This window comes from Rossellomorea sp. DUT-2 (assembly GCF_052665285.1).
Genome location: NZ_JBQPEO010000003.1, coordinates 497,522 through 520,841, shown reverse-complemented (window position 1 = coordinate 520,841; position 23,320 = coordinate 497,522). Strand labels below are relative to the sequence as shown.

At 42.5% G+C, this 23,320-nt stretch carries 25 protein-coding genes; 6 read left to right on the top strand and 19 right to left on the bottom strand.

The features are described from left to right. Nucleotides 1-51: 51 nt before the first annotated feature. The 11 genes from ACOSV2_RS13490 to ACOSV2_RS13440 form a co-directional block, all read right to left on the bottom strand. Nucleotides 52-1,161 carry a HAMP domain-containing sensor histidine kinase gene (locus tag ACOSV2_RS13490; RefSeq protein WP_428975539.1) on the bottom strand — a complete coding sequence of 370 codons (1,110 nt, stop codon included), beginning with the start codon at nucleotides 1,159-1,161 and terminating at the stop codon, nucleotides 52-54. After that, on the bottom strand, nucleotides 1,154-1,855 hold the full coding sequence (gene vanR, locus ACOSV2_RS13485) for a vancomycin resistance response regulator transcription factor, VanR-F/VanR-M family (RefSeq protein WP_324747097.1): 702 nt from the start codon (nucleotides 1,853-1,855) through the stop codon (nucleotides 1,154-1,156). Before vanR ends, ACOSV2_RS13490 begins: the two co-directional genes overlap by 8 nt. A 397-nt stretch (nucleotides 1,856-2,252) precedes the next feature. After that, entirely contained in the window at nucleotides 2,253-2,819 is a 567-nt protein-coding gene (locus tag ACOSV2_RS13480; protein ID WP_428975538.1) for a hypothetical protein, read from the bottom strand. A 48-nt stretch (nucleotides 2,820-2,867) separates the two neighbouring features. After that, the gene (locus tag ACOSV2_RS13475) at nucleotides 2,868-4,109 is read right to left on the bottom strand and encodes an ATP-binding protein (protein ID WP_428975537.1); all 1,242 of its coding nucleotides are present in this window, start codon (nucleotides 4,107-4,109) and stop codon (nucleotides 2,868-2,870) included. A gap of 326 nt (nucleotides 4,110-4,435) precedes the next feature. Beyond that, nucleotides 4,436-4,918, bottom strand: a complete 483-nt coding sequence (locus tag ACOSV2_RS13470; protein ID WP_428975536.1) for a hypothetical protein — start codon at nucleotides 4,916-4,918, stop codon at nucleotides 4,436-4,438. A 14-nt stretch (nucleotides 4,919-4,932) separates the two neighbouring features. Then, entirely contained in the window at nucleotides 4,933-5,742 is an 810-nt protein-coding gene (locus ACOSV2_RS13465) for an SAR2788 family putative toxin (RefSeq protein WP_428975535.1), read from the bottom strand. 1 nt (nucleotide 5,743) lies between these two features. Next, nucleotides 5,744-6,718: a S8 family peptidase gene (locus ACOSV2_RS13460; protein WP_428975534.1), complete on the bottom strand. Its 975-nt coding sequence runs from the start codon at nucleotides 6,716-6,718 to the stop codon at nucleotides 5,744-5,746. Between the two features lie 379 nt (nucleotides 6,719-7,097). Then, entirely contained in the window at nucleotides 7,098-7,490 is a 393-nt protein-coding gene (locus ACOSV2_RS13455) for a DUF3021 family protein (RefSeq protein ID WP_428975533.1), read from the bottom strand. Between the two features lie 24 nt (nucleotides 7,491-7,514). Further along, entirely contained in the window at nucleotides 7,515-7,985 is a 471-nt protein-coding gene (locus ACOSV2_RS13450) for a DUF1648 domain-containing protein (RefSeq protein WP_428975532.1), read from the bottom strand. Between the two features lie 164 nt (nucleotides 7,986-8,149). Next, on the bottom strand, nucleotides 8,150-8,497 hold the full coding sequence (locus tag ACOSV2_RS13445; protein ID WP_428975531.1) for a hypothetical protein: 348 nt from the start codon (nucleotides 8,495-8,497) through the stop codon (nucleotides 8,150-8,152). A 215-nt stretch (nucleotides 8,498-8,712) separates the two neighbouring features. Continuing rightward, complete coding sequence (locus tag ACOSV2_RS13440) at nucleotides 8,713-8,901, bottom strand: hypothetical protein (RefSeq protein WP_324747090.1); 189 nt, start codon at nucleotides 8,899-8,901, stop codon at nucleotides 8,713-8,715. Between the two features lie 336 nt (nucleotides 8,902-9,237). Between ACOSV2_RS13440 and ACOSV2_RS13435 the strand changes: the two genes are divergently transcribed. Continuing rightward, nucleotides 9,238-10,014, top strand: a complete 777-nt coding sequence (locus tag ACOSV2_RS13435) for a collagen-like protein (protein ID WP_428975530.1) — start codon at nucleotides 9,238-9,240, stop codon at nucleotides 10,012-10,014. 398 nt (nucleotides 10,015-10,412) lie between these two features. Here the strand turns inward: ACOSV2_RS13435 and ACOSV2_RS13430 are convergent, their stop codons facing one another. The 3 genes from ACOSV2_RS13430 to ACOSV2_RS13420 are packed head-to-tail and all read right to left on the bottom strand — an operon-like array spanning nucleotide 10,413 to nucleotide 12,074. Beyond that, entirely contained in the window at nucleotides 10,413-11,039 is a 627-nt protein-coding gene (locus ACOSV2_RS13430) for a hypothetical protein (protein ID WP_428975529.1), read from the bottom strand. Then, the gene (locus ACOSV2_RS13425; protein ID WP_428975528.1) at nucleotides 11,036-11,590 is read right to left on the bottom strand and encodes a GrpB family protein; all 555 of its coding nucleotides are present in this window, start codon (nucleotides 11,588-11,590) and stop codon (nucleotides 11,036-11,038) included. The genes ACOSV2_RS13430 and ACOSV2_RS13425 overlap by 4 nt, the downstream gene beginning before the upstream one ends. After that, the gene (locus ACOSV2_RS13420; protein WP_428975527.1) at nucleotides 11,577-12,074 is read right to left on the bottom strand and encodes a GNAT family N-acetyltransferase; all 498 of its coding nucleotides are present in this window, start codon (nucleotides 12,072-12,074) and stop codon (nucleotides 11,577-11,579) included. The genes ACOSV2_RS13425 and ACOSV2_RS13420 overlap by 14 nt, the downstream gene beginning before the upstream one ends. Before the next feature lie 164 nt (nucleotides 12,075-12,238). Between ACOSV2_RS13420 and ACOSV2_RS13415 the strand changes: the two genes are divergently transcribed. From ACOSV2_RS13415 to ACOSV2_RS13405, 3 genes are all read left to right on the top strand, one after another. Then, nucleotides 12,239-12,748: a hypothetical protein gene (locus tag ACOSV2_RS13415; protein WP_428975526.1), complete on the top strand. Its 510-nt coding sequence runs from the start codon at nucleotides 12,239-12,241 to the stop codon at nucleotides 12,746-12,748. 23 nt (nucleotides 12,749-12,771) lie between these two features. Next, nucleotides 12,772-13,245, top strand: a complete 474-nt coding sequence (locus ACOSV2_RS13410) for a GNAT family N-acetyltransferase (protein WP_428975525.1) — start codon at nucleotides 12,772-12,774, stop codon at nucleotides 13,243-13,245. Between the two features lie 146 nt (nucleotides 13,246-13,391). Further along, nucleotides 13,392-13,853, top strand: a complete 462-nt coding sequence (locus tag ACOSV2_RS13405) for a hypothetical protein (RefSeq protein WP_428975524.1) — start codon at nucleotides 13,392-13,394, stop codon at nucleotides 13,851-13,853. A gap of 84 nt (nucleotides 13,854-13,937) precedes the next feature. Here ACOSV2_RS13405 and ACOSV2_RS13400 read toward each other — a convergent pair whose 3' ends face one another. Further along, nucleotides 13,938-15,203 carry an MDR family MFS transporter gene (locus ACOSV2_RS13400; protein WP_428975523.1) on the bottom strand — a complete coding sequence of 422 codons (1,266 nt, stop codon included), beginning with the start codon at nucleotides 15,201-15,203 and terminating at the stop codon, nucleotides 13,938-13,940. 100 nt (nucleotides 15,204-15,303) lie between these two features. Between ACOSV2_RS13400 and ACOSV2_RS13395 the strand changes: the two genes are divergently transcribed. Together ACOSV2_RS13395 and ACOSV2_RS13390 are read left to right on the top strand one after the other, a co-directional pair. Next, complete coding sequence (locus ACOSV2_RS13395; protein WP_428975522.1) at nucleotides 15,304-16,956, top strand: ABC transporter substrate-binding protein; 1,653 nt, start codon at nucleotides 15,304-15,306, stop codon at nucleotides 16,954-16,956. Nucleotides 16,957-17,198: 242 nt separating this feature from the next. After that, the gene (locus ACOSV2_RS13390) at nucleotides 17,199-18,389 is read left to right on the top strand and encodes an MFS transporter (protein WP_428975521.1); all 1,191 of its coding nucleotides are present in this window, start codon (nucleotides 17,199-17,201) and stop codon (nucleotides 18,387-18,389) included. Nucleotides 18,390-18,541: 152 nt separating this feature from the next. Here ACOSV2_RS13390 and ACOSV2_RS13385 read toward each other — a convergent pair whose 3' ends face one another. The 4 genes from ACOSV2_RS13385 to ACOSV2_RS13370 form a co-directional block, all read right to left on the bottom strand. Next, entirely contained in the window at nucleotides 18,542-18,697 is a 156-nt protein-coding gene (locus ACOSV2_RS13385) for a hypothetical protein (RefSeq protein ID WP_428975520.1), read from the bottom strand. A 123-nt stretch (nucleotides 18,698-18,820) separates the two neighbouring features. Further along, nucleotides 18,821-19,777 carry a magnesium/cobalt transporter CorA gene (gene corA / locus ACOSV2_RS13380; protein WP_428975519.1) on the bottom strand — a complete coding sequence of 319 codons (957 nt, stop codon included), beginning with the start codon at nucleotides 19,775-19,777 and terminating at the stop codon, nucleotides 18,821-18,823. Between the two features lie 99 nt (nucleotides 19,778-19,876). Further along, nucleotides 19,877-21,823: an ABC transporter ATP-binding protein/permease gene (locus ACOSV2_RS13375; protein WP_428975518.1), complete on the bottom strand. Its 1,947-nt coding sequence runs from the start codon at nucleotides 21,821-21,823 to the stop codon at nucleotides 19,877-19,879. A 35-nt stretch (nucleotides 21,824-21,858) separates the two neighbouring features. Continuing rightward, nucleotides 21,859-23,316: an MDR family MFS transporter gene (locus ACOSV2_RS13370; RefSeq protein WP_428975517.1), complete on the bottom strand. Its 1,458-nt coding sequence runs from the start codon at nucleotides 23,314-23,316 to the stop codon at nucleotides 21,859-21,861. Between the last annotated feature and the right edge of the window lie 4 nt (nucleotides 23,317-23,320).

The window sequence follows — 23,320 nt, the reverse complement described above, 5'->3', positions numbered from 1 at the left end:
AGGGAAAACTATTTAAATAAAGAGTGGGGTAAATTTAAAATTTTTCTTAAATCATTCATTCGGACTTTCACCATCCTGCGGCAAGCGCACTTCAAAAATGGTACGTATGATACTGCTTTCGGCCGTAATGGTCCCATCATGCTGCTCCACGATATTCTTGGCAATGAAGAGGCCAATCCCGGTGCCGCCTCCTTGATGAGTACGTGCTTTGTCACCGGTATAGAACATATCAAAGAGATGGGGCAGATCATTCTGAGAAATGGGATCTCCATAATTCACAATCTGAATAACCACTTTCCCTGAATCAATAAAGCCATTAATATCCACAAACTGGCCATCGTTACCATAGCGATTCGAATTGGTAAGAAGATTTTCAAACACGCGTGCCAACAGCTCTCCATCACCCAAAACAGGTAGTTGCGGAGTCACATTCACTCTGGCGATCAAATCATTCTTCTCGAAGACAGGATACAATTCCTCCTTTAATTGATTAAGGAGATCACTTACATTTATATGATTTTTTTTAATTGGCATTATGCCATAGTTCATTCGCGTTATTTCGAATAACTCATCAATCAGTCCTTCTAAACGCTGAGATTTCGTAAAGGCAATCGTTAAAAAATGTCTGACTTGTTCTTTCGTCAAATTTTCATCCTTAAGGATCAAATCCAAATAACCTAAAACGGAGGTGAGGGGTGTACGGAGATCATGAGCTAAATTGACGACTAACTGCTCTTTACTACTTTCCGAGAAGTCTCCCCTTTCGATGGCTTGTTCCAATTTTTCACTGGCGAGATTTATGCTCTCGGCAAGATCACTAAACTCATCATTCGACACTATTTGAACCCGATGCTTGAAGTCACCCTGGGCGAGATAATGAATTCCTTTTGAAATCTCATTGAAATAGGCAGAATAGGGTTTTGTAAGTAAAAAGAAGAAGAAAATCGAAAGCAGGATGAATAATAGTAAAAAGACGTTAAAGTCTCCAATATTTCGTATGATAATACGAAAATAACCTAGTGTATCTCCATAATTCACATTTGAATAATAATATATTTGGAGTGCTTTAAAGAGTAGATATGTAATAGTGCCGGACAACAACATGCTTAGACCCAGCAATAAGATCATTTTTGAACGGAAGCCTCGCAGTATTTTACCCATTGAATGTATACCCTACGCCCCAAACGGTTTTGATAAATTTATTCTTACGTTTATCCTCTTCAAGCTTTTTTCGTAATGTACGAATATGGACCATTACGGTATTCCCACCTTCAAAGTATGCATCACCCCACACCTGCTGAAAAATATTTTCCACACCAAATACTTTCCCCGGGTGACTGGCTAGTAAGTACAAAATATCAAACTCTTTAGGTGTTAATTCGATGCTTTCACCATATAGAGTCACTTTACGTTGATCGGGAGAAATAACCAATCCACCATTTTCAACGGAGCCTTTCCTTTCTGTAGCCGTCTTAGGTTGATTAAGCTTCAAGAAACGTCGTAGCTGAGCATTTACACGAGCAACCAATTCTATCGGGGTGAATGGTTTCGTCATATAATCATCTGCCCCGATGACCAGACCCTGAACTTTATCGAAATCAGATGTTTTGGCACTCAAAAATATGATTGGCATATTATGCTGATCCCGAATGCGCCGGGTGACTTCATATCCATCCATTTTCGGCATCATGATATCCAAAATCAGCAAATCAATGACCTGGGTCTCGACCACACGAACAGCCTCTTCTCCATCCGATGCTTTCGTCACGTGGTACCCTTCTTTTTCTAAATGGATAGCAATCAGATCAGCAATTTCCTCCTCATCATCAGCTACTAAAATTGATAAAGGTTTCATTATTTCACTCCTACTAAAGTGATAGTCGCTAAATCTCCATCGTTGCGTTACTAGCTGCCCCCTAAAATCACTTTTAGTTTTTGGTAATTTTCGTGGCAGCTAATGGAATCATTTAGGGCTTTCATTTATTTTCCATTATTTTTTCATAAGCATACCCTTTGAAGAGAAGATATCCAAAGGGATTTCATCATCGATTATAAGTATTGTTCTTTTACATATAAAAAAACCTTCAAGTGTGATAGTTTAAATGAAATTTCTTAAAAGAATCATGGGAGAATTCTTAAATTTTTCTTAAGATACTATTAAAAGCGCATGAAATACATAAAAAAAAACGGTGCCTGCCCCCGGTACATTAAAGCTTTAACGTACTGGGATCAGACACCCATCTCCTGCGCATTTAATACACGATCCAGTACCCTCCAATGTTCAGTCCCTTTATTTCATCTTCACCTGCCAGTTTCATAAATCCTTTTGCAAATAAGAAGTATGTATCATAGGAGTACCCTTCAACGGGTAAGACCTCCACCTTTGTTTCTAAGAGGTCATCGGATGTAGTGATGGATGTCATTTTCACACATTCAAAATACTGTATACATTGATACTGCTCCTTACTACTAATGTAATCTTGAAATGCTCGAGGGTGAGTCGGAACTCTGATGGTATTAAAGACGACAACAACCAGCAAGAGGAGGACAATTTTCCTTGCAGTTTCATTTTCTGCATTCTTGGGCTTTAAACAGATGATTAATCCCACTAGTGAATAAACACCAATCCATGTAACCCACCTTATGTCGAAAATGATGTGTGCAAACACGGACAGCATCGCACCAAAATGTAAAAAGTTTGCTAATGAGGGGAGTGACTCTGGACGGAACCTGCCCCTGTCCTCTTTCTCAGCCTTAATATATATTTGATAATAGTACAACAGGACAACCATTAACATAAATGAAAAATCAAATAACAAAACAACCACCTCATCAAAATGATCTATCGCATCAATCTGACATTCCCTCTATGCATTCCCAGACAAGAATATCCGAAACGTCGTCCCCACACCCCGCTCACTTTCCACCTGTATTTCCCCTTTCATTCGCTTGACGATTTGATAGCTTACCGTCAATCCAAGACCCGTTCCTTTTTCCTTGGTGGAATAATAGGGTCTGCCCAATACTTTGAGTTGTTCCGGTGGCATGCCGACTCCATTATCTTGAATGACGATCATGATCCGGCCGTCTTTATGTACACGGGCTGCTGCCGTGATTTCTCCGTTTTCTTTTATCGCCTCGATGGCATTCTTCAGAAGATTGAGCAGGACTTGCTTCACCTCTATCTTCATTCCTTTGATCATCAGGCCATCTTCAATGTTTTTGTTGATTTTAATGCTGTTCATCACGGCATAAGTAGACATCACGTCAACGGATTCATTCAGGGTATCGGTAAGACTGAATACCTCGTATTCCTCCGTCTGGGGCTTGGCAAGGGAAAGGTATTGATTGATGACGTCTTGTGCGTGATCTAATTCCTTGATGGATATATCGATAAAGCTCTTTTGTTCCTTTGTTAGTGTTTCTCTCTGCAGGAGCTGCATGAATCCTCTTACGGTCGTCATGGGATTTCGGATTTCGTGTGCCACAGATGCTGCCAACTCGCTGACGACGTTGAATTTTTCAGCTTTGATGAGCTCTTTTTTGATCCTGACTTGTTCCAGTCGATTTTCAATCAGATAAATGGTCAGAATCAGCGTGATCCATATGATCAAGGTAGAGCTTGCCACAAGCGGGAGCTGTTCTCCTTCATTGTTCTGAAGCAAAAAAAGAGTTCTTGTAACCGGGATGAATAGATAAAAAGCCGAAATCAGAAACATTTTGTTCACCCAGGTTACCCTTCTATACCATTTAGAGAGAGGGATCAGCAACACTCCATATATCGCATAATTCACGACCAAAAAGATCCATACATGGTGGGTAAACAAGCCCATCACAAGCAAGGCGATGAACGTACTGACCCCCACTCTCTTCCCTCCATAGAGAAAGGCAAGGATTATGGGAATGACTTTGAAATCGTACACATATCCGCTAGAGTAAACAACGGGGAAGGTCATGGTAAACACTAGAATAGCAAGATTCATGAGAAAGAACTTAATGGAAAACCCTTTTGTATTGCTGTCCGATCCATTCGTAACCATTTGAAAAGCAAGAATCGTAAATAGGATAAATACGACATGTAAAATTAAATGATGGACAGTCTCTAACATAGCAGGTCTCCTTTAAGAAAAAGAATCTTCTTTAATTCTTCGACATCCTTATCGGAAATCCTTTCCATTCATCACGAACATTCGACAAAAATCAAGGAACCACAGGGACAGGTACTGTGGTTCCTTGCCGATGAGCGCTTCTTTCACATAGTAAGGCCCATGACACCCCAATGGCCATTTTATCTACAAAAAATCGAGCATGAGATATAACATGCTCGATTTCATATGATTAGAGAGTTCACTTGTTACTTCTTGCCTTGCAACTTATCAAAGCACCCTGAATCGGATGATGACAAATTTTTTTCGAACAGGAATACTTGCATTCATTACTCGGGGAGAGTATCCGGAGTCCAGATCGCCAAGTCTTTACCCGGTAGGGCACTTATCAGTTCACTTTCTCCATAAATTCCTGCTTGCCAACATTCAAATTCGTCATGATTTCCGCTTATAAATAAGGAATAATCGTTTTCAAATCGAATGAGTAAGTGGGGAGCATTGTCGTCAACCAGTTCTACCTTTGTCACCAGTTGTCTTCTCATTCGAATGACTTGTAGGAATTTCTCCTCTTCCGAACTATCTTCTATTTCATCCTCACTGAAAGGATACTGTTTTACTCCCGGGTCCAGGAAACACCACGTTGATTCAATGTTTAAGAAGAGTTGAGGATCCTCAACATCGGTATTCTTATAATGAAAGAAAGAGAGCACAAGGGGACCTGGCGAGATCCCGAATTGAACCCCATCCAGTTGAGACCCTTGGAACAAGTTGTTTAAAAGGGCTTCAGCTTGAATTTTATCTCTTGAATCCATTTAGTTTCATCTCCTTATTTCTTGAATTTTTTTATTAGTTTTAATATTGTCGCTGGAGAGGATTCTTGTAAAGTTATGTGTGTCTCACTCTTATTACTGGAATAATTACCTGCTCTATTTAATGATTTATTACCAACAGACATTCTCCAATAGGCATCTTTCCTTCCACCAGATCCAGCCTCCATTAATCGTATTACGATTGGTTGGTTTTTATTAGAAATCGTAATGACCTTACCCTTTCCGTTTTTTGCAACTTTTACACTTCCACCATATGCTTTTGTTATTTGAGACACGCCTATATCAATCATTGCCTGCATAGCCAATTTTTTTCCATAATGTTTTATGGCATACTGTAATCCAGCTCTAACGATTAATGCTACAATGACAGGAATGATCGTTGCTTGGACCTCTGATGAATCAATGATTGTTTCTTCAAGGGTAGAGGAGTCAATTAACTTAGCCTTAACCACTTCTTCATCCAATTCTATTATTTCTAATATATACTTTTCCTCACTTGTATTTCCTTCTTCATCAATCTTACTAATATTTACGATATGATCTTTGTTTTCCTCTGTAGACAGAACCATTTTAGCATTAAATTGTTCTTCCAGCGCAGTAAGGTTTACATCGATGTTTACAGAATCTAGGTGTTCTTCTCCTGTAACCTCTAACTGATCACCCTTTGCACCAATTGGTTCAATTAAACTATTATTTTTCACAATTTCATTTGCTGTCACTTCTTCATTTTCTTGAGCTGAAGCAAAATTAGGTAATACCGCAGCAAGCAAGACCATTACTACTATCATTCTAATAAAATGTTTCATATTAACCTCCACTGGTTTTGATATATCCAGATCCAAAAATGCGATCCTTCCCGTTCTCCCCTAAATCGATCGCTATTCTTTCCAGATGCTCCTTTACTTTCTCAGGGTCCTTAATCATTTCATGGTTCTGGAGCATTTCAAGTAGAATAATTGACGAAACCTTTGCTGCTGCTATTGAAGAACCACTTTCAGCCGAAACGCTGGAATCGATATTGGAAACCTCTACGTTCTCCCCAATTGCTACAAAATCAACCTTCCCCGTAGAAGATAGAATGAGTCTGTCCAAGTTTTCCTTTATAGCACTCACTGAAAGAACTCCATTGAATCTAGCAGGATAATCAGATTCCATCCCTAAATTATTTCCAGCTGATGCTACTATTATGATGTTATGATTAATTGCTTTCTGAATCACTTCATCAACACGTGAATCATATTTTTGAAACCCGCTGCTGATATTTATTAAATCTACATCTTGTTTAATTGCCCATTCAATTCCTTTATGTAATTGAACGGGATCCCCCCTACCCGATTCATCTAAAACCTTAATATTATACAAAATTATTGATTTCCTTTCTTTTTCTGAAAGGTTCTTTACTAATAGGGAAGCGATCGCTGTACCGTGTCCATTTTCATCCATACCCTCACCGTTTTGCGGAAGTCTAAATGGAAATTCTTTACTTCTTATGGGAGTTCCTTCGAAAACGTCAAGTGTATAATCAAGACCACTATCCATCACTGCAACCTTGATTGGTGGTTTATGGATAAGGGAAGAAAAGAGAAAAATTCCGGATAGGAAAGCAATACAACCAAATCCAAAAAGAATGTTTTTCATAGGGAAGAGTTTTCCTTTCACTGATAGATTAAGGTCAAGTTCGTCATTTCGGATTATTCTGAACAAATACAAATTATACGGGAACAATATTTCAGGAACCTTAAGTGAACCATAATTAAACCTTAATTTCCTGTTTACTGCCAAAGAGTGAATATGCTGCTACTTCTATTGGATTGGAAGCAATAGCGGGAAGTGGATAGCCGACCTAAATGGAAAGAAGGAAAAAGGCATTTCAGATTGCCGTTTCATATCTCCATGATTCGATCAAATAAAAGAGCCGGCAACCGCCGGCTCTTTTAAAGTCTTAATTATGATTCCTGCACACTTCCCTTAAATCTTTCATTACCTCATGGGGCTTCTTCATTGGAGAATATGATTAGATCAGGGTCCGCTTGCGTTCAAAAGGACCCATCATCAGTACCACCCGCACAAAAGCACAATGGTGGAAGTCATTCGCTGGGAAGCACGGGGACGGTTCTTGTGCTTCTATGCTGCTTTTGGAAGCTACAGACCCATTCAGGTCCTATTGGTGCCGGGCTTTCAAATAAGCCCTTTTACGCCATGTAAAAATAAAATATGTAGTCAAAAACAAGATAACTCCAACCTTATTAAAAAGGAAAAATACGTTCACTGCATCTCTGAAAGAATCAAGCGGATAAAAACCGCTCAGAAGTAAAGTCGGAAAGACAGTCATCAGCATGGCCAAATAATGAACCATAATTTGTTTTAAGAAACGCCATTGTTCAATTTCATATATGACGCTTGCCAACCCCAAGAAAAAAGCAATCAGACCATAAAAAAAGAATATGTTTGAAATAGCCGATGACCCATGAAATTGATTCCACAGCAGCGACAGGATGATCAAGAAACTAAATAGGATGACTCCTCTAATCAATCCTTTTATCAATAGATTCATTGTATGTTCCTTTCTTTACACCCTCTAATCTTTCAACGTTGCCGCCCAGAACAATTGGTAAATGGGGGCCACGAAACAAATACACAATAGAACGATTGCTATTGAAAAAGGCAAACCTGATTCCATTCCAACAGCATTTCTCAGAGCTGCTTCATTAGTAAATACAAAGGATAGAGAGCCAAGGTATTGAATTACTAGCATTACTTTTTCAGCTTTTACATATTGTATTTCTTTGTTTTCCTCCGTTAAATGAACATAGTTCAACTTCTCAGGTTTTTTCACTAATAATCCAATAAGGAACCAGGTTAAAATACTTACAATCGGCATGATGAACAGGATGTATTTTGAACCCCAATGATCAGGTTCTCCTTTACTAAAATGGATAGCGATTGAATTTGGAATCTCTGACCAAAGATAAAATAAATGAAAAGTATGATAAAAAAGAATAGTAGTTGAGATTATGATAAGAGTTATTTTAAGAGGCTCGTTTCTCATTTGACCGTCACCCCATTGTATTTTTATAAAAACTTTCTCCCGTGCTTGGTAAGTACAATCAATCAAAAATTTCCATCTATACAAAGTATACGTTTTACTTGTCATTTGGTTTCAACAATGAAAAAAACGGACCCTCTTCAATAAGAAAGCCCATTTCCCTATGCTTAACTCAATTTAACTGGTGTATATATATCCTCTGAATCCCGGTAGGATCGATAAGTTACCAATTCCTTTCCATTTAAAGAACCATCCAGTTGTAAAATACGGTCATTGGTGGTTTCTAAATAGAAACGATAGTTGTTCAGGTTCAGTCTGAAAAAGGTATAGGTGTTACCGAGCAGACTCTTCTTGATTGCATGGGTGTCAGGGTGTATCTGAATGAAGTCCGCCAGCTCTTGAACGGAAGCTGTGGGAATGTCAGCGATAGAATAGTACGTCCCCTTCATATTGTGTTTGAACTTACTCATTGCGGCCATAGCCCTGTCTTTTAACTTTCTGCCATCTAACTCCATAGGTCCACTCCTCTTTCGTTACTATTTAGAAGAATCCCCAATATCTCAAAGAATTAACCGACATTATTTAGATTGGGACTTACTATAATATGTAGTTCAAATAACGTTGAGAAAATTCCAATGAAATTCGCACATGAATTATCAAGTAAAATAATAAAAACCACAAAGAATATTATGGTTTTGTGGTTTTTACTTTATAGCACTTTCGCTTCGTATTATGAGACAACTTCAAGTTTCAAGGTGTTTCGATTTACTGTTATATATTTACCTGTTGATTTATTCATTACTTGAGACACTTCCTTGGTATGTGTTATCTCAAACCAATCATTTTGTATATCCACCAATAATTTTACTTCCACATCACTTTCTCCATATTTTAAACCACTATAATATATTTTCGTCATAGTCAACATTCCTCTCTAAATAGTAATATACTTCAACTCTTTTTTAATTATCACTCTATAATTATACAATAAATTTAAAGCTCTAATAGAAATGGCAATGTTTTATCATCAATTATCAACTAATCTCACACACTGTAGTAATAGATTTATCGCTTTGACAATGGTTATTGTCACACTGTTATGATATTTCTTGTGTTCTCCACAAAAACTGAACTACATATCACTATAAGCCAACTTATCCCCCGTAAAGCCTATTCTTGAAGTGGACGAAGAGGACAAGCACAATTCAATCAACTATTTTATATTCTATAAGGACAACTAAATGGGGGTGAAAATATGGATATAGATAAATGGAACCAATACAATAAAAAACTAAGGAACTCTAGGCTAAGGAAGCCGCAGGGCTTAGCAGGGTCAAAAGAAAAAACGGACTTAGAAATTTGTTTTAAGGATGTATTACCACCGAAACAATGCTCTTTTTTCCCGATTCAATGTGATTGTCCTCCGGGTCCTCCAGGTCCTCCAGGTCCGCAAGGCGAAACCGGGGCACAAGGCCCTCAAGGTATACAAGGCGAAACCGGGGCACAGGGTCCTCAGGGGATACAAGGTGAAACCGGAGCACAGGGTCCTCAGGGGATACAAGGTGAAACCGGAGCACAGGGTCCTCAAGGGCCAGCAGGAGTCTCTGAATTTGCAGATTTCTTTGCTTTGATGCCTCCTGATAATGCTGCAACAGTTCCACCAGGTGGGGACGTAGATTTCCCGCAAGATGGACCCCAAAGTGGGGGGATTTTCCGTACTGGCGCCGATACGTTTAACTTGTCTGATATTGGCGTTTATCAGGTTTTGTTTCAGGTAAGTGTCGACGAAGCAGGTCAACTGGTTTTAACCCTTGATTCAGGAGGAGGAGCAATTGAACTCGCCTATACAGTGGTTGGTCGAGCAACTGGTACGTCTCAAATTGTAGGAATAGCCATTGTTGAAACTTCAGTCATAAATTCAATACTCACGGTTCGAAACCCCGCTGATAATGCCACGGCTTTAACCATTACTCCTGTCGCTGGTGGGACAGAATCTGTTTCAGCACACCTGGTTATCACTCGACTGCAATAGACAAAAGGATTATTCGTTCCTTTAGACAAGATCTTAGATAACTTTCTATTTAATGTTTTCTCCTACTCAATATTAAAGACATAATAAATAGAGTTACCTTTAGGTTTTCTCTTTATGGTTAAGAAGAATTCCTTTGTCCATTAAATGGCACGATACAAAAATAAAGAGCCTCACACCCAGCTAGAGGTTAAGGCTCTTTACATTAATGTTTTAAACAATTGAAGCATTTTTTTATCATTTATCCACTATTAAGCTGTTCCCCCGTAAATCCCATTCAACTTCACATTCCATATTTTATTTCTATACCTTTCCACTTCTTTCTTCCATAATTTAATGTTGTTGTAGTTTCCACGCTTATTTGTAATTCTTCCATCACTATTTCGATTACAACAATGATCCTAACTCTGGATATTCAACTTATCCATAAACTCAATAACCTCTTCATCCTCACCCTTGCCAACAGAAATCTGTTCTGTATCTTCAACGATCCCCTTCGTATATTCTTCCATTGACTCCTCTATCTGTTCACTGCTCGGCCAGTGGGATGGAACATCGTACACATTAATCGTGCCATCCCCATTACCGCTATAGGTTACGACTCCATCAGCCATGGCTTTCCCGCTTAACACAATGACGTCTTCTGGATAACCCACGCTGTTGTCATCATAAGGATTCAGCTTTTTTCCTGCCGGAATATGACGAACGTTCAGTTCTCCAACGTCTTTATTCTCTATCACTTGCAGCCAGACGCGGGCGTATTCGATTTGATCTGATGGGTATGCAGACAGGGGATCTTCTGTGCTGCTCGTTTGATCCTGGGACGTTGCGTCTTCCAGATTGACGGAATCAACGGATTCATCCGCTTCCACCTCTTCTGATGCCGGTTCCTCGTTGTTGCCTTCTTCAGCGCTTTCCTGATCGGGCTGCGCCTGTTCCGTACTTCCACTTTGCTCCGCTTCTCCACCGCATGCCATCAAAAGCAATGCCGTGGCTACAATCATCATATATAGCAGTCGTTTTTTCATTTTCTCTCCCCCTTTTCCGCGCTATCCAATACTCTTTGAATAAATGCTGCTTTCCCTTCCGAATAGGCTTCCCGGTCGTCGGGAAATTGATGGGCCAGATGCTTTTTCAGCTCGGCATATTCTTCTCTTAATGAAGGATTTACGTTCAAACGATCCCGGAATGACCGCTGCTGTTCCCACCTTAGTTCACCTGTCAGCATGAGGTGTAGATGTGCAACACGTTTTTCGTTTTTAACTTTTATGAAAAACCTTCTCCACGGCCGTTCATCCAGCTCAACAGGTACAAAATGCCATTGATCCTCCCCTAGTCTACCAGCAACCTCTTCAAGATCGTCAAAGGATGGGATCATCGCCATCACGTCAATAATTGGCTTCGCAGGAAGGTCGCGGATCGACGTACTTCCAACATGCTCTACTTCCTTTACACCAAAGGGACTCAAAGAGTGTAAGAGCTCCTTCACTTCAGCTCTTCCCGCCTCGATCCACTCCGGGTTTGGAGGTTCAATCTCGACTGCTTCCACAGCCCATTTTGGCCAATTACGATTTTCCATCCGTCAGATTCACACCCTTCTCCAGTTCAATTTCATCCCTAATCGGAATCCCGTCATACCCTATCAAAGGGATCTCGGGCTTTACCTTTCTCGCCTTCTCCACCGCGAACCGGTGAATAGTTGAAATCATGTAACCCCTCTTTTGGTAAAATTTTAGTGCGGTTAAATTGTCGTTGGTCGTAATCAGTGTGATGCGCTTGCATCGATTCTCGGCGGCCACCTTTTCTACTTTTTTCATCAGGGAGGTGCCGATCCCCTTCTTCTCTTCCAAACTATCAAGGGAAATAATCTCGCATTCTTCGTCTTTTACCACATATGTAATCAAACCTGAGATGACGGTTTCTTCTTTCAGGAAGGCAAAGCCGTCTAAAGCAGCACAGTCATAGATCCCACTGGAAATGACCATATTCGGACTGCCCCAATGCCTATTGAAGAATTCAACCAGGTCCTCTTTCTGCATCTCTTTAAGTGATACGATGCTCATTCGTCCTCTCCCCCTTATCCGATTCGTGAGGTACTCTACTGGAAGATACCATAGATTTAATTGTAAAAAAAGGAAATTAATAGAGATCATATGGTAAAATGTAATAAAATTTTCCATGTCTTATAAACTTCAAAAATACGTGTATACAAGGAGCAATGGACATTTTGAAAAAGGTACGAGTTTTACTTTTACTATTGGCAGCGGTCTTATTTGCCGGGTGTAACGGGAAAGAACTGAATATGATCGAAGGAGATAAACAGATAACCAAACAAATCGATAACGCGATTTCTCAATATATTATTCAAAACTACTCTACCTCCTACTACGGAACAGAAAAGCAGTTTGAAGTCCATAAAGTCTATGGAACGAGCAAAACAGATGGAGTCCTGAGTGTATATATGTGGTCGTATTACGGAGGCTTTAATAAAGCAACCGGAATTGAGGCCCAGTCCGGGCATTCTTTACCCGCCGTGATCCGGTTAAGCAAAGAAGAGGAAACGTATTCTGTGATCGAATACATAGAACCAAAGGACGGGAGCATGTATCAGTCCTCCTTAGAAAAAATGTTCCCGGCGAAATATGTTAAATCCGCTCAGCGAGATAGTGGAAACATTGGGGGATTGCAAAAAGAGATGGAGAAAAAAGTGAATAAATGGATCGAGAAACAGGACTAAGAATCCTAAGGGGGAAAACAAGCATGAAACTGACCATTAGAAGAAGGACCGAGGACGATATCCATGAGTTCATTACGTGGACGTATGATGGAATCTATTCGTTTTATGATAATAATAGTCAAAAAGAAAAGATCGAAGGATTGAAAGAGAGCGTGCATTTGGAAAGAACCTTTTCAGTCGTTGACGAGAACGGGAATCTGATTGGAAATTGTGAGTTTTATGATGTAGAAGAAGACGGGGAAGACATCCTGGTCCTCGGGGTGCAAATGAAGCCCTCCATGACAGGAAAGGGATACGGTTCAACCTTTGTGAAAGCCATCATCGATCAAGGACGGGAACGGCTCAAGTTCATTCATTTGGAATTGGCCGTTGTAGATTTTAATGAACGGGCCATCCGGACGTATGAGAAAGAAGGGTTCAGGAAAAGAGGAGAATTTGAAAATGAAATAAGGGGTCAGGTGTATCGTTTTATCATAATGGCTAAGGATTGGGAGTAGCTTTGGGAGGGTCCGAACCCCTTCCCCCTCTGTAGGAACGGTGCCACTCTCCCCTTCTTGTTCGGGATCACTGATAACAATAAGCAAGTATATGAAAAAGAAGCTAAAAAACCAGTTCACTGAATAAGAAATGAGGTACTAAAATAATGAAAAGCCTAATTCTAAGTCTATCCATTCTTTTCTATGTTCTAAGTGGTTGCTCCAATAGTGAACAAGTGATGGAAATCGATCATAAAGAAAAAGCAGGTTCCTTGTTTATTCAAAAAGTAGAAAACCATACATCGTCTGAAGAATTGACTAAGGTTGTACAAGATAAACAAAAAATGGAGCAAGTATTGACGATGGTAGAAGGTCTTAAAGTGGAAAAGAGTAGTTCAGAAGAGATGATGGCTAAGATGCAGTTGGCCAACACGTATATGTTTGTCTTTTCTGAAGGCAAAGAAATGAAGTCTGGGACAGCAGCACCGTTTGCTTTTCATGTTTTGGAAGATGGAACCTTCCTTTTCCCCTACAGTGGATTTAATTCACCCCAAAAACCCCTTATAACAGTTGAACAGCATGAAGAACTATTAGATGAATTGAAACAGTTGCTAGGAATTAAATTTTAAATTTTTTTCTCCTTTTCATTTCCTATAATCCCCCTCTAGTAATTTATAAACCAGAGGATTCCCGAATATTCAGGAATCCCCCCATTACTTTCCTCCACTCGCACCAACGCCACCATCCAATACTTTCGCCTTTACCCAGCTCCCGCCAAACAATCCCGTATACACAAGAACGGTACCAAGCATAACGATGAAACCGATATAAACACTCATCATCGTCGGCATCAAGAAGGCACCGATAATGATCGTGGACCGTGCTACAAGGTCCGCTCCGCTGAAGGACAGGTTAGAAAATGCGGAGTAGGAGCCCCTTTTGTCGCTTGGGATCATGTTGGCCTGCTCTGCGTTCCGGATTGGAGAGTAGATCAGTTCCCCCATTGTTGCAATCAGATTGAAGGCAATCAGGACGTACCACGTATTGGCGGATGTGACCGTCACATAGCCGATGCCGTACAGGATGAGTCCGATCAAGAGGGCGTTCTTCTTATTCAGGCGGTCTGTATAGCGGTTGATGATGAACGTGAGGCAGACGACGAGCATCATGTTCTCAATGTTCAAAATACTGAGCATCCTGACCCCGACGATTTCAAAATTCCCGATGTTCACGGCCTTGAAGGTTTCCGCAAGACGGATTCCTATATAGCTGTTCAGGGAAAATTCCGCTGCGAAGATGAAGGTGGACCCTGCCACCACTTTCACGAATGCCGAATCCCTGAAAGCAATCCGGTAATTGTTTACGAGGTCGATGAACACATTCTCGTGCTGCTTCTTGAGCTGTTCCTTGAAGTTGTCCCGAAGCCAGATTCCATAGGCAATAGGGATTGTGATCGACGTGAAGGTCAGCATCATGAACAATTCTGTTTGGTGGTTCAGATACAGTAGTCCACCAAGGGCTGCCCCGATCGCCATCGACAAATTGACGAGCCAGTAATCCAGGGCGTAGACGGCTTTCCTATTCTCCGGTGTCGTCGAATCGATGATGATCGCATGCATCGCCGGGCGGCCCAGGCTACTCGTGATGATGAACCCGATATAGGCACCTGCAAATAGCAGGATCAAGTTATCTTTCGGAAAAAGACTAACGGTCATGATGAAAAAGAACACGGCGTTCAGCCAGGACGTTGTCAGCAGTACTTTCTTACGGGGAAAGCGGTCTGATATATATCCTCCGACCAGATTGACAAAGAATCCGATTACCACGGTAACGATCAGGAAGATCCCTGCCCAGATCTTATTCAGTTCTTGTGCAAAGAACAGCGCCATGAACGGCATGACGGCGGATGAGACGGCACGGTTGAAGAATGACGTGATCATCCGTACTTTTATGTTTTGAGGTAATTCCTTCCACTTCATGTTGTTCTCCCTCCTCTATTTACTGTATAGTAAACTAGACGAAAGATTATAAAAATAGACACTTTTCAAATCGATGTCCCCTTTTAGGAGGAGAAGCAACGTGGAAAAAAAATTACTCACCCTTTGGCGGTACTATCCATCAGGCAGCATCAGAGTGGAGGAAATCTCTGAAACCCTACAATTGAGTCACAAGCAGACGACCCGCTATTTGAAAAAATGGAATGAAGAAGGCTGGATTGCTTTCACACCGGGACGCGGACGGGGAAATGTATCGACACTTCTATGGAAGAAAGATGTGGAGGAAGAGTTCGAAGAGGAAGTCGTAAAGCTTCTGGACGAGGAACCAATTGAGACTAGCAGCAAATATCTCATGTACAACTGGTCAACCGACAGCAAGATGAGGCTGATGAATAAATTCCACAGTAAACTCGGATTTGTGAAAGAGTCCAAAGATAAGCTGCTCGTGCCGAAGAGATATCCCTTTTTCTCCATCCATCCATTGGAGGCGGCCGACGTCCTCAGCGCCCATCTAGTGGCGAACGTATTCAACCGACTCGTTACCATCACAGAAGAAGGGGACATCCTACCGGAACTTGCGCACAGTTGGGATGCTTCATCTGCGAAACTGCGACTATATGTAAAAAAGGACATCCGATTCCACGACGGTTCCATCCTGACGGCAAAGGATGTTGCCCATTGTCTCGAACAGCTTCGGATTTGCCCTCATTATCAAAATCTATGGGAACCAGTTGAAAGGATCGAGGTAAAGGCCCCCCTCATCATCGACATCCATCACCCCCGGGGCTGCAGCTACATCCTCCCCATGCTCAGCATGATGTGTGCGAGCATTTATAAAGAAAACAAGGGACGGACCTTCGGAACAGGATGCTTCTCCCTCGAGGAGAATACCGATGCGAAGACAACTCTCGCTGCCTTTAAAGAGCACTTTCAGGAGAGGCCTCTCCTCGATGCAGTAGAATTTGTCCAGGTGCCGAAAGACTTCAAAGGAATCTATCATTCTCACATTGAAGAGAGTCAGTCTTCTTCTGTTGAGGTCGAGAGTGACTCGGGGTTTGGGATTGTTGTCATGAATGCTCTCCCTGGACGAGATTCTCAGATTCAAAGAAACGACGTCCGGGATTATCTGCACTGGGTGATTGCGAAGAACCGCCACACCCTCCGTGACCTCGATCCCCGCCTGACACCGAACGGCAAGAGCATCCTGATCGGACAGGATCAAGCCATGACTATCACCGAGGCAGAACGTCCCTTGTTTAAAGAGCCGATTGTGATCCGTTGTGCCAATCATACAGCGAAAACCACCGAGTGGCTTGTGGAAGTTTTTGAAAAAGAAGGCATTCCAGTCGACGTTAAGTGGTTTTCCTTTGCCGACACCCTGACGAGGCAGCCCGATACCTTCCATGTGGACCTATTCGTTCACGGAGAAATCTTTGAATCCAACCAGAACTTCTCGTTTTATCACTTTTTGAAAAACGGGTACTCGCCTCTTTATCCCCTTTTTGAAAAAGACAGTACGTGGAAAGCCTGTCTGGAGGAATATCGACAAACGTCATTCGAAGACTGGACCGCCTTGAATATGAATCTGGAGAATAGGCTCATGAGAGAATCAATCATGATTCCACTCTATTACGAGAAACGGTACATCCCATTTTCGACTGACATTATGAACATTGAGATCAAGCATTTTGGGTATGTGGACTTTTCGAAGTTGTGGGTGCGGCCAGAGGTGTGAGAGCCGTGGGGGCAGGTTCCGTGGCTCTTGGCTGTTGATATCTCTTATGCCATGATACAGAAACTAAAAAAAGGAATACTGAGAATAAAAAGCATTCCTTTTTTGTTTAGAAAGCATCAGAGCTGCCCCCATGCTTTCCCGGGACAAGGGACCTGTCCCCACTGTCCCATTCTATGATATGATAATTAAATTGTTTGCCTATACTAATATTGATGTCTATCCATCCTAGAAAAGAGGTACTTATGCAAGAGACTGTATTAACCAAACAGCATTGGTTTCTTATCTTCACACTTAGTTTACTAACGTTTGTTCTCGGGACAAGCGAATTTGTCATCGTTGGGATCTTAACGGAGATTTCCTCGAGCCTAGATATAACGAACGCGAAGGCAGGTACGCTTGTGTCGGCGTTTGCGATTACTTTTGCCATCGCCACCCCGATCGTGATGTCCGCAACAAGCCATTTTCCAAAGCGCAAATGGATGTTGTTTTTGATAGGAACATTTATCATCCTGAATGCATTGTGTGTGATTTCGACAAGCTACGTCATGCTCCTTGTCCTTCGCATGCTGACAGCCATTGTCACAGGAGTATCGATTTCCCTTGCCATGACGATCGCCAGCGAAGCGATTCCCGTGACTAAACGGGGAGTGGCCATTTCCTTCGTTTTCGGCGGGTTCACTCTGGCAAACGTGATCGGAGTGCCCATCGGTACCGTCATCGCAGAGTGGTACGACTGGCATGCCACGTTCCTGTTGACGACGATCCTCGGCGTGGTTGCCTTTTTGGCATCGTTCATGAATTTGCCCAGTAAGCTCAGTCAATACCGCAGTTCCATGCGTGATCAATTTTCATTATTGACCCACCCGCGGATCTTGATGGCTTTCTTCATCCCGGCTCTGGGGTTCGGCGCAACCTATGCGGTATTTACGTATCTTGTCCCGATTTTGGACATGATGGGGGCACCAGGAAGCTCCATCAGCTTGATTCTGTTTGCCTACGGATTCATCTCGATATTCAGCAACATACTGGCCGGAAAGATTGCCAGTCACAATGCCATCGGACGCCTCCGATTCGTTTTCCTTATCCAGGCCTTTGTCCTGATGGGATTGTACTTTACGACCGGCCATTTTATCATCGGCTTGATCAACATTGGATTGATGTCCTTGATGGCAATCCTGCTAACGACCTCAACCCAGCTATACTTGATTGACCTTGCCGGTGTGTATCAACCGAAAGCGACAGGGCTCGCCGCTTCCTTGATGCCCGTTGCAAGCAATGTCGGTATCGCCATGGGATCGGCACTCGGGGGCCTTGTCTACCATCAAGGGCCATTGATGAATGTGTCGCTAGTCGGTGGAGTGGTTGCCCTTTGTGCGAGTCTGTTGACATTCTTAAGTCATCGATTGGACCGGAAGCATGAGACATTGGCTTAATGATGCTATAAAAAAGAAGTATCAAGAACTTGTATGGTTCTCGGATACTTCTTTTTTTCAAGAATTAATCCCTTTCTCTGTTCCACTGCGTATCCCGTATGTTTTGTGGTAATGGCGGCATAGACAAATGACATTCCATAAAACATTTTCGCTTATGATGCATGATATAGTCCAATTGCCAACAAGAAAATGGCAACATGACACGCTAACCATCCGAGTCCATAATAGTTGCCGGAAACAGGAATATCCTCTTCATTGTCCCTTACCGCTTTTTGCAGGGAAACTGCTGGATACAGTCCGAATATCAATACCTCAAAATCCTTATTTATATACAGGAGAGCCGTGGTGCTCTTCTCTCTTTTTATGACTCAATGTGTGAGACCCCCGGCAGATTCGCCATGCCGGGGGTCTGATACCTCTTTATTATTCCTTCATCTAAACCATCCCCTCTTCCAAAACCACCCGATCATCAAGATGCATACCAAGCCCCTGACTCCGAGTACAAGGGCGTAGCCGTAGGTCAACCTCAGTTCCGGCATGTGAACAAAGTTCATCCCATAAATTCCTGCGATAAACGTCAAAGGAGCGAAAATGGACGTAATGATCGTAAGGATTTTCATGACATTGTTGGTTTGCAAGGAGTTCAATGACAGATAGCTATCTCGGATATCCACCGTAATTTCCCTGTTCGACATGACCATTTCAGATAGTTTTAGAAGATGGTCGTAAATATCCGAAAAATACTTCCTTTTCTCTTTGATCCCTTGTAAGTGTTGGGAGTTGAGCATTCTATAAAGGAGATCGCGCATTGGATGGATGATATGGCGTAGTGTCAGCAATTGGGAGCGTGTATCAAAAAGCTCGGTCATTAAAACATTCATCGATTGGTTTTGCCGATTATCTTCAATTCTGTCCAAGCGGTCTTCTATTTCATAAATAACGGGAAAGTAGTTGTCCACGATTTTATCTACCACTTGATAAAACACATAATTTGGGTCCCAGTTTTCAATCCCAGCTTGTATTTCCCGTATCCGTCTCTGTACTTGATTGATCTCTATTGATTGATACCGGTGGAAGCTTACTATGAACTGTGTTCCGACAAAGAATTGAACCTCTTCCTTTGACAGTCCTTCCCGTCCTTTCTTCACCGAATGGGTTACGTAGAAGGTATGATCCTCGTAATAGTCCAATTTAGGTCTTTGAATCGATTGGAGACAGTCCTCGATCGCTAAAGGATGAAAGTGGAACGTATCAGACAAATGACTGATTTCTTCATCCGTAGGGGTATCGAAATCGATCCAGATCCATTTATATGATTGGAGTCCCCCTCCAAACAAAATATCCGTCTCCAGCTTATTTTCATGTGTAATTCCATAAGCGTGAATCACGTTACCTCCTCCATTTCACAGAAAGAGCCCAGCATGATGGTCTGGACCCTATATGACATATTCATTAGCGTTGGTTTTGCTCAAATGACCAAAGCCTGATTATTCGTAGCGCAGCGATTCCATCGGATCCAGCTTTGATGCTTTGGCAGCTGGCAACAAGGCAGCAAGGATGCTGATGATCACACTGATCAGGATTCCCGTCAGAACATTCCCTGCACTGATTTGGATCAACTGGGCATCGAACGCCTGTTGCATCACATTATTTCCCAATATCCCGATGATGCTTGCCATCAGGACCCCGATCACGCCGCTAGCAAAACCGAGTAAAGCGGCTTCTGAAAAGAAGATCCGTTTGATGTCTTTTCTTCTTGCCCCCACGGCACGCAGGATCCCGATTTCCTTTGTACGTTCCACTACGCTGATATACAGCACGACAATGATCATGATAGCGGACACTAGAAGGGAAATACCAGCTATCCCGGCTAATACATTGGTGGCGATTTTTAAGTAATTTGTCACCTGGTTCAGGATGTTTCCTACCCCGGTACCGGTGAAGCCTGCTTCCTCCAGATCTGCCTGTACCTTATCGACATACTTATCCTCCTCCACCGTCACATCCAGCTGGGTGGCCATTAATGTGATGTCTTCACTTTGAAACATCTCATCTAGTGTCTGATACGATGTGTAGGCAAGATCCTGATTCATGCTGCCTTTGATGACTCCTGACACAGTCATTTCTTTCTTTAGGATGACCGGCCTGTTTTGATCATCTGTTGTATTGATGTAAAGTTCCACTTGTTCTCCGGCAAGTTTTTCAGGAGAGTCTTTCACTTTTTCTGCGGCCGTTTCGGAAAGCAGTACTTCATCAACCCCGGGGAGTTCGCCTGCAATGAGATCCTCTTCATTCACACTCTCATTCATCGTTTGGTATTGTACGATATTCACTGATGTATCCTTGTACAAAATGGAGCTTCCCATCGTTAATGTATAGACATTCTCGACTTTCTTGACATGGTCGATGTTCTTTACTCGTCGTCCATCTTCCTGTTGAAGGGGCACCGTTTCCTGCACTGGATTCGGTAGGGGTCCTGAAGCGGCATTTTCATCACCTTCTGGCGCTTTCGTCACTTGAATGAGGTTCGGATTCAGATTGGCATTGATTTCTTTATTGATATAGTCGGTCACCCCTGACCCCAACCCCAACATCAGGATGACGCTCAAGATTCCGATTGCACCACCGAATGATACGAGCAGATTTCGTTTGAGATTCAATCGGATATTGTTGAAAGCCATTTTCATGGCTGCCCCAAATCTCAAGTTCTTCGTTTTGACCTTCGGCGCGTTCCCCTTTTGGCCATAAGGTTCTCTCAACGATTCATCTTTGATGATGTTCCCATCATCCATAGTGATGATTCTGGTCCCATAGTCCGCCACCTTTTGAGAATGTGTAACCGTAATAACGAGCTTTCCTTGTGCCGCGATATGATCCAGCAGCTGCATGATCTGCTCGCTGTTTTTCTTATCAAGAGCCCCTGTCGGTTCATCTGCAAGGATAATGTCAGGGTCATTGGAAAGCGCGCGTGCGATGGCCACCCTTTGTTTCTGACCTCCGGAAAGTTGATTCGGTTTTTTAGCTATATGATCTCCCAAGCCTAGGTCGGTCAAAGTCTTCTTGGCTTTCTGTTCTCTTTCAGACGCACTCATGTCCGTCATCTGCATAGTCAGGACAACGTTTTCCAATACGGACAAATGACTGATCAGATTAAAGCTCTGGAAGATAAATCCTACTTTAAGCTTCCGATACGCATCGAGCTCATTTTCCTTCATCCCTTGAAGGCTTGTTCCGTCCACCATCACATCTCCTTCGAAATCCCTGTCCATCCCGCCGATGATGTTCATCAGGGTGGACTTCCCGCTCCCGGACTCCCCTAGGATGGATACGAACTCCCCCTGATTGAATTCCACATCGACACCATGCAATACTTGAACACTTTCACTTTTACCAAGCTTATAAGATTTCTTAATGTTGCTGATTTTGATACTCATGTGTTGTTCCTCCTTATAATGAATATTCTTTTGTTTTATCCATTGCTTATTTCGTGGACTTCTGTTTGCACTGATGCTTTCTTTTTTAAGAAGAGGGATAGAACCAGTGCCCCAATGGCAAGGAATGAAGCAAATAGAAATGCCTGGTTATATCCATGTACCATGGCCATCTCACCGATCATCTGTGATCCGTCGCCCTCTATCGTAGGATCTTCAGTTCTGTAACCTTTTGAGGACATTGTCATAATCGTGATCAATATGGCGGTCCCGATCGAACCCGAAATCTGCTGGAATGTATTGGCCATTGCGGATCCATGGGCACTCCACTTAACGGGGATCTGATTCAGCCCATTCGTCATCACTGGCATCATTGCAAGAGACAATCCGAACATCCGAAGACAATAAATGGCGGACAGGTAGACAATCGACGTCTCCATGGACAAATTCGTCATCAAAAAAGAGGTCACGACGACGATCAGGAGTCCAGGAACAGCCAGTTTTCTTGCCCCCCATTTATCGAAAAGAATTCCAGTCACCGGGGACATGACCCCCATCACAATCGCCCCCGGCAATAGCATCAAGCCGGATTGGAGCGGACTGAATCCTCTTACATTCTGCATATACAGTGGCAGCAATGTTTCCGCGCCGATCATCGAAATGATAACGACCATCGTGATCACTAGAGATAACGTAAAAGTCTTATAACCAAAGACTCTGAATTGAAGTAATGGCTGTTTGAGTCTTAGCTGCCTCCATATGAAAATTCCAAGCGTAATGAAGCCCATTGTGATGAAGAGGAGGACGGTTTGGCTGGACCAGCCTTTTTCCCCCGCCACGCTGAAGCCATAAAGCAACCCTCCAAATCCCAATGAAGAGAGGAAAATCGACAGGATATCGATTCTTGGGCGAGTCAGCTTTGTCACATTTTTCACATACACAACCGCCAACACCATGATCACAGCCACAATGGGCAGGACAACGAAGAATAGCGCTCTCCAAGAGAAATATTCCAGTAAGAACCCGGATAAGGTTGGTCCGATCGCTGGTCCAAAGGAAATGACGATTCCAGCCCATCCCATCATCCGACCTCTATTCCCCTTGGGAATGATGGTCAGGATGATCGTCATGATCAGTGGCAGCATGATTCCGGAACCCGCTGCCTGGACCACCCTCCCCAACAATAGCAATGAAAAGCTGTGGGAGAGGGCTGCAAGCATAGTCCCCAGACCGAACAACCCGATCGCTGACAGGAAAAGCGTCCTTGTCGAGAACCGTTCAATCAAATAAGCCGAAATGGGAATCATGACGCCGTTGGTCAGTAAGAAAGCCGTCGTCAGCCACTGTACCTTATTCTCATTCAGACCGAAGTCATTCATAATGGATGGCAACGCCGTAGACAATAAAGTTTCATTTAGAATGCCCACGAAAGCCCCTAACAGCATGACCGTAAACATTGGGCCAAAACGGAAGTCCTGGTTCTTTGCGTCTGTCATATCG